Annotated in this window: 17 protein-coding genes; 3 read left to right on the forward strand and 14 right to left on the reverse strand. The window is 49.4% G+C overall.

Annotated elements, in window-relative coordinates; translation table 11 throughout:
* Positions 1 to 156: 156 nt before the first annotated feature.
* From P2G85_RS01000 to P2G85_RS01015, 4 genes are read right to left on the reverse strand one after another with little or no spacing between them, the layout of a single operon-like run.
* A complete protein-coding gene (locus tag P2G85_RS01000; protein ID WP_275862243.1) occupies positions 157 to 1,725 on the reverse strand; it encodes a BCCT family transporter in 1,569 nt (522 codons plus the stop codon).
* 22 nt (positions 1,726 to 1,747) lie between these two features.
* On the reverse strand, positions 1,748 to 2,875 hold the full coding sequence (locus tag P2G85_RS01005) for a mandelate racemase/muconate lactonizing enzyme family protein (RefSeq protein ID WP_275862244.1): 1,128 nt from the start codon (positions 2,873 to 2,875) through the stop codon (positions 1,748 to 1,750).
* A gap of 57 nt (positions 2,876 to 2,932) precedes the next feature.
* A complete protein-coding gene (locus tag P2G85_RS01010) occupies positions 2,933 to 4,108 on the reverse strand; it encodes a UxaA family hydrolase (protein WP_275862245.1) in 1,176 nt (391 codons plus the stop codon).
* Positions 4,105 to 4,452 carry a UxaA family hydrolase gene (locus P2G85_RS01015; RefSeq protein WP_275862246.1) on the reverse strand — a complete coding sequence of 116 codons (348 nt, stop codon included), beginning with the start codon at positions 4,450 to 4,452 and terminating at the stop codon, positions 4,105 to 4,107. Before P2G85_RS01015 ends, P2G85_RS01010 begins: the two co-directional genes overlap by 4 nt.
* A 231-nt stretch (positions 4,453 to 4,683) precedes the next feature.
* Between P2G85_RS01015 and P2G85_RS01020 the strand changes: the two genes are divergently transcribed.
* On the forward strand, positions 4,684 to 5,343 hold the full coding sequence (locus tag P2G85_RS01020; RefSeq protein ID WP_275862247.1) for a GntR family transcriptional regulator: 660 nt from the start codon (positions 4,684 to 4,686) through the stop codon (positions 5,341 to 5,343).
* Positions 5,344 to 5,521: 178 nt separating this feature from the next.
* On the opposite strand, the gene P2G85_RS01025 is transcribed toward P2G85_RS01020, so the two are convergent.
* The 9 genes from P2G85_RS01025 to P2G85_RS01065 form a co-directional block, all read right to left on the reverse strand.
* Positions 5,522 to 6,589, reverse strand: coding sequence for a lipocalin-like domain-containing protein (locus P2G85_RS01025; protein ID WP_275862248.1), 1,068 nt, complete (start codon positions 6,587 to 6,589; stop codon positions 5,522 to 5,524).
* A 32-nt stretch (positions 6,590 to 6,621) separates the two neighbouring features.
* Positions 6,622 to 9,123, reverse strand: a complete 2,502-nt coding sequence (locus tag P2G85_RS01030; RefSeq protein ID WP_275862249.1) for an FtsX-like permease family protein — start codon at positions 9,121 to 9,123, stop codon at positions 6,622 to 6,624.
* Positions 9,110 to 9,784, reverse strand: a complete 675-nt coding sequence (locus tag P2G85_RS01035) for an ABC transporter ATP-binding protein (RefSeq protein WP_275862250.1) — start codon at positions 9,782 to 9,784, stop codon at positions 9,110 to 9,112. Before P2G85_RS01035 ends, P2G85_RS01030 begins: the two co-directional genes overlap by 14 nt.
* 381 nt (positions 9,785 to 10,165) lie before the next feature.
* Entirely contained in the window at positions 10,166 to 10,414 is a 249-nt protein-coding gene (locus P2G85_RS01040) for a DUF3297 family protein (RefSeq protein ID WP_275862251.1), read from the reverse strand.
* Between the two features lie 196 nt (positions 10,415 to 10,610).
* A complete protein-coding gene (locus tag P2G85_RS01045) occupies positions 10,611 to 11,147 on the reverse strand; it encodes an N-acetyltransferase (RefSeq protein ID WP_275862252.1) in 537 nt (178 codons plus the stop codon).
* Between the two features lie 59 nt (positions 11,148 to 11,206).
* On the reverse strand, positions 11,207 to 11,419 hold the full coding sequence (locus P2G85_RS01050; RefSeq protein WP_275862253.1) for a hypothetical protein: 213 nt from the start codon (positions 11,417 to 11,419) through the stop codon (positions 11,207 to 11,209).
* Between the two features lie 14 nt (positions 11,420 to 11,433).
* Positions 11,434 to 11,919 carry a VOC family protein gene (locus tag P2G85_RS01055; protein WP_275862254.1) on the reverse strand — a complete coding sequence of 162 codons (486 nt, stop codon included), beginning with the start codon at positions 11,917 to 11,919 and terminating at the stop codon, positions 11,434 to 11,436.
* 191 nt (positions 11,920 to 12,110) lie between these two features.
* Positions 12,111 to 12,635: an RNA 2',3'-cyclic phosphodiesterase gene (gene thpR / locus P2G85_RS01060; protein WP_275862255.1), complete on the reverse strand. Its 525-nt coding sequence runs from the start codon at positions 12,633 to 12,635 to the stop codon at positions 12,111 to 12,113.
* Positions 12,636 to 12,769: 134 nt separating this feature from the next.
* Complete coding sequence (locus tag P2G85_RS01065; protein WP_275862256.1) at positions 12,770 to 13,114, reverse strand: hypothetical protein; 345 nt, start codon at positions 13,112 to 13,114, stop codon at positions 12,770 to 12,772.
* A gap of 260 nt (positions 13,115 to 13,374) precedes the next feature.
* Between P2G85_RS01065 and metA the strand changes: the two genes are divergently transcribed.
* The gene (metA, locus tag P2G85_RS01070) at positions 13,375 to 14,316 is read left to right on the forward strand and encodes a homoserine O-succinyltransferase (protein ID WP_275862257.1); all 942 of its coding nucleotides are present in this window, start codon (positions 13,375 to 13,377) and stop codon (positions 14,314 to 14,316) included.
* 140 nt (positions 14,317 to 14,456) lie between these two features.
* Complete coding sequence (gene pilW / locus P2G85_RS01075; protein ID WP_275862258.1) at positions 14,457 to 15,209, forward strand: type IV pilus biogenesis/stability protein PilW; 753 nt, start codon at positions 14,457 to 14,459, stop codon at positions 15,207 to 15,209.
* Here pilW and P2G85_RS01080 read toward each other — a convergent pair.
* On the reverse strand, positions 15,206 to 15,448 hold the full coding sequence (locus tag P2G85_RS01080; RefSeq protein ID WP_275862259.1) for a hypothetical protein: 243 nt from the start codon (positions 15,446 to 15,448) through the stop codon (positions 15,206 to 15,208). The genes pilW and P2G85_RS01080 overlap by 4 nt on opposite strands.
* Positions 15,449 to 15,459 lie beyond the last annotated feature (11 nt).

Genomic DNA, 15,459 nt, shown 5'->3' on the forward strand with positions numbered 1-15,459 from the left:
ATTTCATCTGCCGGAGAACTTGTGTTGAGTATAGTCAACCGATAAACCGCGAGGCGCGTCCGTACGAAACCCGCCAGGACAAAACAAAAAAAGCGCCAGAGATCACTCCCTGACGCAGTTCGTTCAAATCAGTTAAGGTCACCGGCGGTCACATCACTAGCTTTCGATTTCCAGTGCCGGAACCGCATCCGCATCGCTTTGGTTTGAGGTCTGTTCGACTGCCTCCTGCGGATTCGATATCCACTTAAAGAAGCCATACAACATAATAAATATCACCACCATCAAAGGTAACGAGGTAACGATAGCCAGTGTCTGCACTGTGCTCAGTGGTGCATCGATAAACATCATCGCCAACGGCACAGCCGCCAGGATCATACACCAGAACAAACGTAACACTGTTGGTGGGTTGGCATCCTCATCCAGCTGATTAGCTACCGTCGCCGCCAGCGTAAATGATGCCGAGTCCAGAGTGGTTGCCAGGAACAGCGTCGACATGACGGCGAAAATCACAATAAAGATTGAGCTAAATGGCAGAGTCTTAAGCACCGCAATAACGGTTTCAGAACCACCGACATTTGACAGCATATCCGTGACGTTCACCAGTTCATTAAGATGGGTGCTCATACTGTAGCTGCCAAGCACGCCAAAGAAAACAAAGCAGCCTGCGCTTCCGCCCAGCACCATGCTGGTAATAACTTCTTTAAGAGTGCGCCCGCGTGATACTTTGGTGACAAACAACGCCATGAAAGGCACGTAAGTCATCCAGTAGGCCCAGTAAAATACTGTCCAGGATGTCGGGAACGAGCCGCCTTCCACCGGATCAGTCCAAAGACTCATGCGGATGAAATTTTGCAGCATCAGACCATAGCCGTTGGTCATCTGATCAATAATGAAAGAGGTCGGGCCGACAATCAATACCAGCAAGACAAAGACCACGGCAAGTTTGGTGTTCATGTCACTCAGCTTCGCCATGCCTTTTTCAATCCCGACGTATGAGCTGACCGTAAACAGCGCGGTGATCAACAGCATCAAAGACACGTTCATGGTAAAGCTGCTCTGCACACCGAGCAGTTCAGCAATACCTTCCGTCACCATAGGAACACTCAGGCCCAGCGTGATCCCCATTGCACCGACACAGCTAAAGATAAAGATAGTATCGATCAGTTTACCTACCGCAGGGTTGTAATATTTACCCATGATGCTCTCACATACCGCACTCAGCTTAAGGTGAGGGTTCTTACGCACATGGAAGGAATAAGCCACCGGCAAAGACGCTATACAGTAAAGTGACCAGGCCGAAATCCCCCAGTGGAACATGTTGTAGCTGGTTGCCCACTCTGCCGCCATGGTAGAAAAAGGCTCGATGCCCATTGGCGGTCCCATGTAGTAATACGCCCACTCAACGAATGCCCAGTACACAGTAGCAGAGCCCAGACCGGCACAGATCATCATCGCCAGGTAAGTAAAAAGGGAATACTGTGGCTTTTCATCACCTAGGCGGATGTTGCCGTGCTTACTCAAAGCAAGCCAGGCAAGAATAATGACACTGAAAAAGCCGAATAGAAGGAACACTGCGCCAAATTGTTCAGTTAAAATGCTAAAAAGGTTTTTTGCGATAGCGTTACCTTGCTCCGGGTAGAGCGACAGCCCGGCAACGATGGAAAAGATTGTGACAAGGCTTATCGTCATCAACGGCTTATCTATCTGTCTGTCTTTGTGTTTCATATTGGATAGTCCTATTTAATAATTATTTGACGGCGTCGGTACGAAAACGTTCAATGACATCATCATTGAGTTCAATACCAAGTCCCGGGGTATCTGGCACAGCTACGAAACCATTTTCAAATGGCAGTCGGTTGCTAACCAGATCGCTAAAGAGAGGGCTGGCACTTTGGGAATATTCCATCAATGTGCCGTGCTCGCAGGCGGCAAGAAAATGCACTGAAGCAGCCAGCAGAATGCCGGTACTGAAACCGTGCGGAACCAGCTGCACACCGTGTAGCTGTGATAAGTCATAGATTTTTTTCATCTCGGTGATACCACCACAACGGGTGATGTCCGGCTGAACAATATCGACCTGGGAACGCTGCAGGAAGTCCTGAAACTCATAGCGAGTAGTCAGCGATTCACCGCCCGCCAGTCGCGTTTCGGTTTTCCCGGCCAATTTGGCATAGCCTTTCAGGTCATCAGCCAAAATCGGTTCTTCAATCCAGTTAAGGTTAAAACGCTCCAGCCTTTTGCTCATCGCAGCGGAGTGGCCTGATGTGCGCCATTTAGAAGCCAGATCGATTTGCACTTCAATCTCATCCCCAACCGCTTCACGCACGTTTTTCACGATCTGGTAGTCCAGCTCAGGATCATCGCCGAAAACGCCACCACCAAACTTAATGCTGGTGAAGCCCTGCTCGACCAGACGGGCAGCAATAGCGCGATTATCTTCCGGCTTGCTGGCAGGTATGAAGGTACCGTAGGCTCGGATGCGATCGCGGTATTTTCCGCCCAACAAGGTGTGTACCGGCACGCCGTAAAACTGCCCGGCAATATCCCACAAGGCAATGTCGATCGCACTGATGGCATGGATACCGGCCCCACGTCGGCCCATGTAATTGGAAGCCCAGTACATTTTGTTCCACAGCCGCTCAATTTCGAGCGGATTTTCGCCGATCAGCAGCTCTTTCAACCCGTAGCAGTACAGATTGGAGTGAGGGGTTTCAATACAGGCTTTAATAACGGCCGGAGAACTGTCCGCTTCACCAATGCCGACCAGACCATTACTGGTGTGAACTTTGACAATGACCGCATCCTCGCCCCATTCACAAGGCTCATCACCTTGAGGAACGCGCAGACATATCACTTCTATATCTGTTATTTTCATTTGATATCCTTTTTCCGGGTACGTCTTTCCGAAAACTGACCTGGTATTAATGGGAATTTAAACAGCTTGTTTGCAGATCAGCCGTTCGAGGCGCTGGTCTTTCTGGTACAGTGAGCAAAAGGCATAACCGACATCTTCGATCGCAGTTTTCTCGCCGTTCACGACTTGCTCTAGTTGGTGAAGCACTCTGTTTCCGGCTTCGACCACACTCAGCGTCGCCGACATAATGCCGCTGACATCCACGTCGATATCGTCGGTGATCTGTGCGTCATTGCCGCTGATGCGGATGACCGGAACAATCGGATTACTGAAGCCTGCGCCGCCGGTCGTCCAAAGGATGACCTGAGCCCCTAACGCCGCAAAGTGCATTCCAGAGCCACCACACAAATGGGTCACTTCTGAAAGGTAAAAACCGGGTGTGGTTGGTTTTTGAATCCCCTGAGGATTGATTTCCAGTACATCCTGGATAGGGCGAGTCCCGGTTTTATGTAGCGCGCCCAGCGCTTTCTCTTCCAGGGTGGTCAAGCCGCCGACACTGTTACCGATACTCATGGTTTCAACATCGGTGCCTTCAATATGCCAGCGACGCTCTTCTTCATGAATCAGCCGCTCAATCTTGTCAGCCACGCCGGGATTCACCGCCCGTTCACGTAAAATTTCTTCGCAGGTAATGAGTTCGATCAGTTCTCCGGCAACACACGTTGCCCCCATATCGACCAGCAGATCCGCAGCACGACCGACCGATGGGTTGGAGGCAATACCGGAACTGGTGTCCGAACCGCCACATTTAATGCCTACCACTAACTCTGATATCGGTGTCGGCTCAGGCTTGATTTGGCTCGCCATGTTGACGAGCTCATCCACCAGTTGCACGCCCTCATTGATGGTTTGGCGGGTGCCCTTGGACTTAATGATTGAGAGATTAAACACCGGTTTCTGCGCCTGTTTAATCGGCCCGGTGATCAAGGTCTGGTCGATACTGCCACAGCCCATATTCAGCACCAGTACTCCGGCGATATTGGGGTTCAGTGACGCACCGACCATGACGTTGACCATCTCTTCATTGCCGCCATACATACAGGTGTAATGGTTGGTGACCACCACACAGTCAGAGATCTTCTGTTTTATCGCCTGAGCAATACCTTCGGCACACTCATCAATGGCCAGAATCAAAACATGGTTGCGGATCCCAACTTGACCGTCCGCACGTCTGTAGCCTAGGAAAGTTTTCATACTTCACACTCGATCTGCATTTGCTGAATAATTTGTTCAATGATTGGCGTCGGAATATCCACCCGGGTACTGCGGACATTCTGTACATGGACCAGATCGCCTGACTTAATCGGCATACAGGTCAGGCCAATCGGATAGCCGCCTTTTGTCACCGTGGTCTGCGCCTCAAATCCATCCAGGGCGACTTTATTGCCGAATGGAATGGCCTGGTGCGCGGTGTGGATCGCAATACGCTCACTGTGAGTATCGATAATCTCAATTTGCTCCCCCCTGGCGATGTCTGATAACACCGTCGCGACATTGTCGTTGGGGGATAGACGTAGGGCCTTTTTTAACTTGCTCATATTTATACCTATTGTAGATTGTCGGACAATCGACCTGATGACAATTATACAAATTATGAATGAGTGAAATGAGAGATCGATCATGGAAAGATAAAAACTAGCGTTTTTTGTCAGATTGTTAGACAATCGTCACTAAAGTAGACTAAGTAAAAAATGGCCAATAAATGCGACTTGGTAAGGTATAATTGGCTGATTTAAAATAAATAAACGTTAGTTTGAGACGGTTTTGCAATGGTGAAATTCAATAAAAGCAGTTTGGAAGATCAGGCAGTCAGCTATCTGCGCGATTTGATCCTGAATGGCAACTACAAAATGGGTGAACGGATGGTTGAAAGTGCCCTGGCCAAAGAGCTGGAGCTTTCGCGCAGTACGATTCGAATGGCGTTAAACACGCTCTCTCATGAAGGATTAGTCGTACAAAAACCGTATGCTGGCTGGCAGGTTATTGAAATTAACGAACAAGATCTTTGGGAGATCTACCATCTCCGGGTCGCTATTGAGTCACGCTCTGCATGGCTGGCCGCGATCAAAGCCGATGATGAGAATAAACAGCAGCTCAAAGAACTGATGTCTGATTTTGAACACGCCGCCCAAACCGCCGATGTGACTACTCAGACCATGAGTAAGTATGAACTGGAGTTACATTCACTGATCGTCTCAATGAGTCACAACAGTCGCTTCGTCAATATTTATCGCCATGTCGCCAACCAAATGCTGTTGTTTTTTAATATTGATTTGGCCAGTCACGATCCAGAAAGTATTGTCGAAGCGCATCGCCCGCTAGTCGAGGCCATCTGTAATAATGATCCGCAAGCCGCGGCGTTTCACGCCGAAGAGCATATCTCCACCTTTAAGGAGGTGGGAGAAAAGTTTCGGCTCCAAAATCAATAGTGTCATGCAACCAGGCCGGCCCCCTACCACAGAGGATATCATCGTGTAGACCGCGGGCCATAGATTGAGAGGCTTGCTTGTGCAACCTCTCAACAACGCTTCAGGATTGGTTAACCCCGGTACTTATTGCTGTATCAGAAATCCCGCCATTGCACCGGGCAAGAAAAGATTCTGCCGTTTAGTAACCCGTTAGCTCCATGTACCCTTTGCCCGAATGGGTGCCTTTAAACTCTACCGGCCCCTCCCAGTACGGCACCGTGAGCGACATTTTGGCGTTTGGGTTCAGCGCCGAGATGGTTAGCTCAATCCCATGGTTTGGGAGTGAGAGCTGCCATTGAGTAGGATAATTACTCGCCTGAATACGGGTCCGGCTAACGGGACGCAGGGTGATTTCATTTTGACGGATGGCCACTCCTTTCCCACTGTGATACATCAAGCGTGCGTAGGCATAATTTGCCTCGCCAGTTTTTGCATCACGCAGTTGAAACACCACCAGGCTGGTTTGTTCATTCAACCGCAGCGCAAACCAGTCCCATCCTTGCTGAGAGCCGAGCAGAAACTGAGAGCTCCATTCACGGTCAATCCAGCCTTTACCACTAACCCGATGTTGCTTGCCGTTGATGTTGATCTCGCCATTAACCTCAATAAATGGCTGGCTGTAGTAGTAAGAAGCAACCTCGGCACTGGCGCTTTTCTGACTATACCCTTGCTGGCCCTGTTTGTGGTATGGCGCACTGCTGGTCAGCTTTAACTGATAACTAAACAGCTCTGAGTCCACGTTAAGTCTGGCAGGCAGCAGATCGTCACTTTGTGCAAGCCACTGCCAGTCATCGAGGAATACCCTTAATGGGGACACCTCGACACCCGCCAACCGGGGGTGTTCTCGCGACCACTTTTCGTCCGCGTAGTGTTGCTCTGCCGTGGTAATGGCGCTGTGGGCCATATAGAGCTGCCGGCTGCTCCAGGAATCACTGGAGGCAGACTGGCCGGTTTCGCTCTGGTCAGGAGCAACGGCTATGCGGAACTGCGTCCACTGAACGCCGAATGAACTCCCCTGCTCATCAACCAGATTGGCGGTAAAATACCACCATTCATGGCGAAAATCCGTGTGAGCACGATGATCATCAGGAAATGTAAGTGTCACATCTGGTATCACTTGTGTGTAGTCGCCGCCCCCCTCGCCCAGCCAGGCAGCAAAGCCATCTGCCAACTTCTCACCGCACCCGCTGGATATGAACAATATCATCGCTACGACAAACCCCTTATGCCGCCTCACCATTACAACACCTCGCTCTGTAGGCTCGCCACGACAGGCCGGTTCACCAAGCGCCATAGCGGTAGCAAGGTAGCGGTCACCGCGACCGTCAGAGTGATCACCACCATCCCCAATGCGTCACGCCAACTCCACACATAATCGAGGCTCCAGCCAAATGCTCGCAAGGTAACCATATCTGTTAGTATATATCCGACCAAAGCCCCCAGCGGCAGTGCGATCATCAGGGTAAAAGTGACTAACACCACTATCTGCCCGACCACCATGGCCATCAGTTTCGCTCGGCTCACCCCAAGCGCATACAACCTGGCAATAGCAGCTTTGCGGGCTTCAAGCAGCATGAAACAGGCACTGAATAGTCCAATCACCGCCACCAGCAGGGTGACACTGTTCAGGGCGCTGGTAATGGCAAAGGTTCGCGAAAAAATCTCTAATGCAAGCGCTTTAATCTGTGCCTGATCGTAAAGCTGAGTCGGGTTCAGTTTTAGCTGTTCAAGCAGCTGTTGGTATACCTCTCGCTTATCCGTGGACACCTTCACCCCAAGGCTCGACGGAAGTTGGGTGAATCCCTGCTTTAACCACAACTGAGGAGCAATCAGTACCTCACCATCGGGAGAACCATAGTCATAAAAAATCGCTCCGACAGTCAAAGGGGTTACCGATACCGCTTGCAAACGCAGCTCACTGCCAACCATTAAACCGAGTTTAACAGCCATTGGCTCACTGATCGCAATCACTTCACCGGTATAAAAACGCGACCAGAACTGTGGTAACTGCGACTTAAACACCATCGTCTGCTCCAAAGTCACCGGATCTTTGGTACCGAGCAGTATTGGCAGGCCCTGTACGTTGTCATCAACATAGTATTGCCTGTACACCGCATCTATCCCGTGGAACTGCTCCAGTGCCTGTTCGACCTCCGTCATCTGCGCTTGAGAAGGGCTGATATAAATATCGGCATGCAGCCTTTGTTCCAGCCACTGTTTGAGTGTGAACTCAAAACTACCGACCAAAGTATTCATCCCCACATTGGCAGTTACCGCCAGCAGCAGTGCCATCATCGCCAGTGACAATGGTGCGTTCAGCTCTGTCAGTTCGGCAAACAGATATTGGATCAATCCGGAGCGGGTGCGCCGCTCACTCCAGTATGCCAGTACACTGAGTGTTTTTGGCAAATATAAAGGGATCGCACTCACCAGTAGCCCAAGCCACAGCATGGTAAAGCGAAAATGCTGACTCAGCCACAAGCCGAGTAAGGCAACCACTGACAGCATCAACGCAACAAGCAACAGTGTAGTTTCGTTGCTGTATTCCGGAAATTGATAGAAACCGCCATGAGAAGAGAGTGGTTGGCGAACTCGCTGCTTAAAGTACTGCCAGCAAGCCAGCAAAGTAGTGACTAACGTAAGTAACAGAGCCTGGGCCCACCACTGCCATTGCCACTCTCCCGGTAGTAACGTCGCGCCATAAAGCTGCTCTAAGGTCAACGCAACCGTGGGGTGCAGCCAGTGACTCAATTGCATACCCAACACAAAACCCACTGTCGCCCCCATCACCACCAGCAGCATCAGTTCAATCAGTAGTCCGGCAAAAACCAGTAGCGGCTCTACGCCAGCTTGCTGGATCTGCACTAACAGCCGGTTGCGTTTTAACAGACTGTATTTCACTCCGTTATAAGCAATAAACAGTCCGACCAGAAACGCCAACAAACTCATGGCAGTCAGGTTGAGGTGAAAACTGTCAGTAAGAGCCCCAAGATCGGTACTTTGGGTGTTAGTTATCCATTGGCCCTTATCGGCGACCACTTCACGCCATTTGTCGCTCACCTTATCTTCCGGCTCAAATACCGCGATATAACTCAACTGGCCTGTACGTCCAAGTAAGCGCTGGGCAAAGCCAATATCGAGCAACATCCGGCTCCCTAACTGCCACTCATCCGGTACAACAATCACGTCGGTCGTCACTCCATCCAGCAACAGTTGATCATGCCCTCCGAGGTGTCGGTGCTGTGACTGGCTGAGGACAACGATCGGCTCTCCTGCCAGCAGGCGCGCAAGCGGCAAAGAAGCATCAAACAGAGAGATGCCGGGTTGCTTTCCGGCACTGGCGTTACTGGCTTCGGAATAACGCAACCGAGACGTGAGCGCGGAGATCAGTTCACTGCCTTGTACCGACCAGCGCCGTCCGTATTCATCACGCACTCGCCCCTCTAAAATAGGTAACGCACCACTCAATCCGGCCTGGCGCAGGGAAAAATAGACCGACTCCGGCAGATAGCGCTGCCCGGTAGCCGGAATGATGAAACTGCGGGCTGTAACGCTCAACTGCTCAGTAGATTCAGCGTAACTGCGTTTGGCGTTGAGATTAATCGCCTGTACCGCCACAAACAGGGTCACTGCCAGTACGATACCGATCAAGATGGCTGCCGCCTGTAACGGCGCCTGCCGGTAATGGGCGGCGAACAGTTTCACCGCTAACCAAATGTGCGTCAGTTTAATCCGTGCCATATAAGTGCCCATTCGCCAGATGGAAGCGAGCCTGCATAAAGTCAGCACATTCGTTGCTGTGCGTCACTAACACCACAGCGGTATTGCCTTGTGCGGTGATCTCTTTCAGTAAGCGCATCACCTCTAAACCGGCTTTTTGGTCAAGATTTCCGGTCGGCTCATCAGCCAGTAATAACTCGGGTTGGTGAGCCAACGCCCGCGCGATCGCCACGCGTTGCTGCTGCCCGCCCGACAAGGAGGCGACATGGCGCTTAAGCAGGCCAGCGATGCCCAGCGTATCCACCAGATAATCACACCAGCTATTCCAAGAGCGCCGGTTCAGGTTCAGCGGAAAAGCGATATTCTGCTCAACGTTAAGTGGGGTTAGCAGATTGAACTGCTGAAAAATAACCCCCAGTTGCTGGTATCGGAACCGGCTCCATTGCGAGTCTTTCCACAGGGCGGTACTTTCACCATTTAAACACAGCTCACCATCGGAGAGTGGTTCAAAACCTGCGATGATATTGAGTAAGGTACTTTTTCCACTGCCACTCGCCCCGGTTAATGCCACACTTGAAGCTTTGCCAAGTGCAAACTCGATTCCGTCCAACACGCAATGACTCTCTTTACCATCAACAAAGTGCTTGGTGGCATGTTTTAGCGCCACGAGCGGAGCTTCCATCTCTACTCCTTGTAAAATTTGGTGTTAATCAGCAACAGTGCGGCACACAGTTAATCCGTTCACTTCCGCCACTTGTTACAAGTATATGCTGCAAAAAAGCATTAGGTAGTAATCAATGTCTGAAGCAACAAACTGAAAAGATAACGCTTTTAAGCGACATCTGTATCTTTCGACCTCAGGGAGTCAATGAATCAGGGAGTCAGGGAGTCAGGGAGTCAGGGAGTCAGGGAGTCAGGGAAATAGTGTGACTAAGGCAGGTAATGTGAGCATTCCAGGAAGAACGCAATGAAAAGATAAACCGGAAGAGCGTGGTGTAACTCCACACAAAGCCCCAAAGGAACCAAGGCTTCATGTGGTTATATTGGTTAACGGTCAGACTACTTAGACGTAGTACGCTTCTACCGTACCTTTCAGTTTGATCAGCATCGGGTTACCAAAGCGGTCTTTTGCTTTCGGTGATGCGATTTTTACCCAACCTTCACTGATGCAGTATTCCTCAACGTCAGTACGCTCTTTACCGTTAAAGCGAATACCAATCTGGTGCTCGAAGCATTCCTTAACAAAAAATGGGCTGCGAGGGTTACCTGCCAGATGGTCCGGCAACGTTGGTTTTGAAGTAGTATCGTTCATCGAGTATGACCTTAAAGTCGTTAAAAAGTGCGCCATTGTAGTCAGTGCAAAACCAGTGTTCAAGAAACGTCTTAGCTGGTTGGCAAATTAATCCCGCCACTGCTTAAAAATACGCCTGTTCGATTAGTTATCCACTATTTTGCAACCAATTTACTGACATCAAAAAGCCGCGCTCAATCTGTGCGTTTACCTCTGTTCACCAGTAAACCGAATGGTTGATGGCTTCCACACACCTTGGGGTTCCGTTGATCGGGGCAATATGCTCACCCTTCAGAGCCTGGCCGAGCCACCCTTGCGGATAGGTGAGTGCCAATGGCGCTTTAACAATATCTTCGCTGACCGGCACAAATCCGACTTTGGAGTAAAAACGGATATCACCATAAGTCATCACCAGTTCAGCACCACGCTGCTTGAGTGTCTCCAGTCCATAACGGATCAATGCCTGCCCGACCCCCAGCCCTTGGTAGTCAGTGTGTACCGCAACCGGTGCTAACAAAAAACACGACTGTCCGCCGGGAAAGGTCAGGCGGGAAAAGATGATGCAGCCTGCCAGTTGTTGATGCTCAGTGGCGACAAAGACGAACCGTTCATCACCCGCTGTAGTATTGATAAGCTCTCCGGCCAGTTTGGCAATGACCTGTCCCTCTGCTTCACCTTCTGAATCACTGAAAGTGTGCAAAAAAAGCTGTTCGATTTTCTCAGCCTGCCTGGAGTCATCCAGTGTGTAGTCCATACGCGATTGCCTTTTACATTTGCCATTTTATTAATGTGCCACACCACTCACCATAACGCCTAATTAAACAGCACTGTTAATTGGAATTTCAGATGATGACGGTTTTCAACACCTGCACGTTGTCGCGCTTGCCATCCTGCCTTACTTTTTAAGTTAATCTCACGAAACTCAAGTGAATTTTCATCATACGCAAACGGCTGCCGGGATTTCAATCGTTGAAAATCCAATCGTTGATAGCGTGCAATCCCCAAAAGTAAAAGGATCGGCACCAAGGCCGATCCCCTAATCACTCATAGTCAGACGAGTACGTTTCTTCGTAGGTGTGAGAATACAGTTCAAACAAGTTACCAAACGGGTCTTCCAGATAAACCATTTTCTGCGGCTTGCTGTCATCTTCCGGATGGTAACGCATGATATCCATTCTCACTTTGCCACCAAATTTTTCGGTTTTGTTAATCACGCCCTCGAAATCATCGGTTTGCAGACAGAAGTGGAAAATACCGAGCCGAGAGAAGTCGACTTGGTGTCGCTCAGCGCGCTCTTTCATCTCAAACAGCTCAACCCCGATACCATCACTGGTAACCAGATGGGCAATGTTAAAGCCTTTAAAGCCTTCACCAAACACCGCAATACACATTCTTCCGATCGCCGTTTCGCGTTCCTCGACCACTTTGGTATTACCCATAACCACTTTCAGGCCCAGTGCATTAGTGTAAAACTCAACCGCCTTATCCATATCACCAACCATGATACCCACGTGATTCATTTTCATAACTACTCCAAACTCCACTGTTCATTGTTGATTTGCTTTGATGGCGTGAGTATATGAAGCGCTTTAAATTAGGGGAAATTATCATATATTATGTTTTTAATAATGAAAATTTATACTTATTGAGGGCACAGGTTCTGATAAGGCTCATTGCCGGGATTGATTAGCGCAAATGCGTCCCCCGCTGGAAAATGCTATTTGTGCCGCAGTTCATCGACAATGTCATAGACCAACAGGTTATTAACTGTCTTGCTTTCCATCAGGGCGACGGAACGGACATCAAGTTCCATCTTAGGCACAAAAAAGCCCGCTAATGGCTGGTCTAACACCACATTCCGCCCCAGAGTAACATGTGGTAAAAAGCGACGTTTCTCCGGGCTAAAACCCGCCTCACTCAGCCTGCTTCTGAGCTGATGTTGCAACGCCATTAACTGCGGCTCTTTATCAATACCCAACCACACCAAATCACGCCCTTTGCGGTGAAACGAGCCCAAAGACTGAGTGGTAACCTGATACGGCAGACGTGTCAGGGTATATAATACAGCAAGCAACATATCCGCTTGATTACGAGTAGCCTGACCGATGAACTCCAGCGTAATATGAAAATTCGGCTCACGGGTAAACCGGCCTTTCAACGCATGATCGGCCAGGTGATCCCGTACTGTCGATAACCGACGTTTGGTATCTGCACTAAAAGTCAGTGCATAAAACAATCTCATATTTTTCACCTGCTTCGAACAATACCAGTCCGCCCCGAGCCACTTCACTAACCGACAGACAACAAGTATGGCAAAACTGTGTAACTGTAGAAAACTTAGCCCATAATCGGGCTTTGGTCTGCCAATCAGGACGGTTATTTGCTCTGCATGTGCTGCTGTGCCAACTCAAAATAGATCAGCATGGATACGGGTTCCGGCGTATTGAGTAGCATTTTGCCGATTGCGCGTTGGTAGCCCGAATAGTCACCGAGTTCCTGCTCCAGCGCCAGTTTGGTATAAGATGAGGAATCACAGAACATTCCGCATGCATGAATATAGTGATCCGGGTCGTTACTTTTATTATAACCGAGTTGATCAAGCACCATCTCCACCTCAACAGGCGAGTAGGATTGTTTTTCGCCAAACATTTTACTCAACTCATACGGAGCTTCTTTGGCGAGGCTTTGTATAATGCCCTTGGTTCTGAACATAGCAAGCATAAGATCCTCCACTGACGTTATCTGGATATTTTCGCTCTCGCTTGAAAGAACGATTAAGCAGCCATTAGAACTTATTATTAACTCAGCTGCATAAAGCCATACTAACGTGAATCTGATATCTGCTTCAAACGAATCCCAGTAGTTTTATTCCCAGCCGCTGAAGAAAAGTCATTCCAATCTCACATTCTGTATCGACATCTGTTTTTTTTTACGGTAGGTTTAGATGTATAGACGTCTAAAACACACTTAGGGAGAAAGCTGTGCCAATACGAATTCCGGATCAACTACCTGCTACTGATGTTCTGCGGACAGAGAACATCTTCGTCATGAGCGAAACACGCGCAGCCAGCCAGGAGATCCGCCCCTTAAGAGTGCTTATCCTGAACCTGATGCCAAAGAAAATTGAGACCGAAACTCAATTTTTGCGTTTACTTTCCAACAGCCCGCTGCAAGTGGACGTTGAACTGCTGCGTATTGATGATCGCCCGAGCAAAAACACACCGACTGAGCATCTTGATACGTTTTATCGTCAATTTGAAATGGTCAAGAACCGTAACTTTGACGGGTTAATCATTACTGGAGCCCCGCTCGGTCTGGTGCAGTTTGAAGATGTAATTTACTGGGATCATCTGCAGACCATCATGAACTGGGCCAGAGACCATGTCACCTCTACCTTGTTTGTCTGCTGGGCGGCCCAGGCAGGTTTAAAGTTGTTGTACGACCTGCCAAAGAAAACCCGTAAAGAAAAACTATCCGGCGTCTACCATCATCAGATCCACCACCCGTTCCACCCGATCCTGCGTGGGTTTGATGACACCTTCCTTGCGCCCCACTCCCGCTATGCCGATTTTTCCCCGGAGTATTTGGCTGAACATACTGATTTGGATATTCTGGCGACATCCGATGTCGCCGGTGTTTACCTGGCAGCGACGAAAGATAAACGCAATGTCTTTGTCACCGGTCACCCGGAATACGATTCGCATACCCTGCACAACGAATATATTCGTGATTTAGGTGAAGGAATGGAGCCGGCGATCCCGGTCAACTACTATCCGAATAACCACCCGGACAACCCACCAATTGCCAGCTGGCGAAGCCATGGACATCTGCTGTTTGCCAATTGGCTCAACTACTGTGTTTACCAGCAAACACCATACGATCTCGATCATTTCAGTGAATCGGCCTTCACTAAAGATGATTGATATGAAGCACCACACGAGCCGCCGGTTGGCGGCTTTTTTGTATTAGATTGCCAAGCGGATCGCATTGTAATTTTTCATTATTAGGCTTTTCCTTCTCCGGACATATCATGCCTTTACCGGCAGGAAGCAAGGAGAACATCATGAATAACTGGAAACGGACATCGGCATTGCTTGTCGGTATAGCGACGCTCTTTGGCTGCGTCACAGTGACAGAAAACGAGCAAAACGTTCAATCCGATCCGGTCAGTATGGCCGAATCACGTATTGCGCTTGGTTTAGGCTACCTTGAGCAAGACAATATGGTCCGCGCTTATGATAACCTGCAACAGGCCTTGTCACATGCCCCCCGCTACTACCGGGCGCAGTTGTCGATGGCACACTACTATGAAGTCGTAGGGGAAAAGACCAAAGCGGAAGCAATGTATCGGCGTGCACTACAACAGCACTCAAACAACGGTAACGTACTCAATAACTACGGAACCTTCTTATGTAAACAGGGCGATTACGAAAAAGCCGATAAAATGTTTAATCGCGCGATAAACCAGCCCTACTATTACTTGATCTCCGCCAGTTATGAAAACGCGGCATTTTGCGCGCTTAAAGCACAAAAAGAGGAAATGGCCGCGCACTATTTCACCCGGGCCATTGACTACGATCCAAACCGCCCGAAATCCATTCTTCAGCTTGCAAGTTTAAAAATAGACCAACATCAGTTCACCGACGCTCGCCGCCAACTGCTGCGTTTCCATCAGATGTATGGCCCACAAATATCCTCACTCCAGCTATTAATCAGACTTGAGCAGTCCGCCGGCAACCAAACTCTACAGGAAAACTACCAGCAACAGCTCGAACTGCTCAAAGCGACCAGAGAAAAAGCCAATAACCGGCCTTAACCACCAGCTCCGCGTTTCGGGCGTTTTTTGCGTGCCCGCAGCCGATCCCGCTGCCGTTGAGACATCCGGCGCAGACGGCGAAGCCGACCCACTTTATCGCGGTTCTGAATGCTGAGGTATTCTTGATAAACAATACGGATAAATGCCAGCAAACCGATGACCAACAATAGCGTAAAAACGGTCATAAAAGGTTTACACAACCAATCTGGCTGACATGGGAGATAAAACTGATGATCCATTTCCTCACCTC

The sequence above is a fragment of the Vibrio sp. CAU 1672 genome (assembly GCF_029223195.1).
Lineage (GTDB): Bacteria > Pseudomonadota > Gammaproteobacteria > Enterobacterales > Vibrionaceae > Vibrio.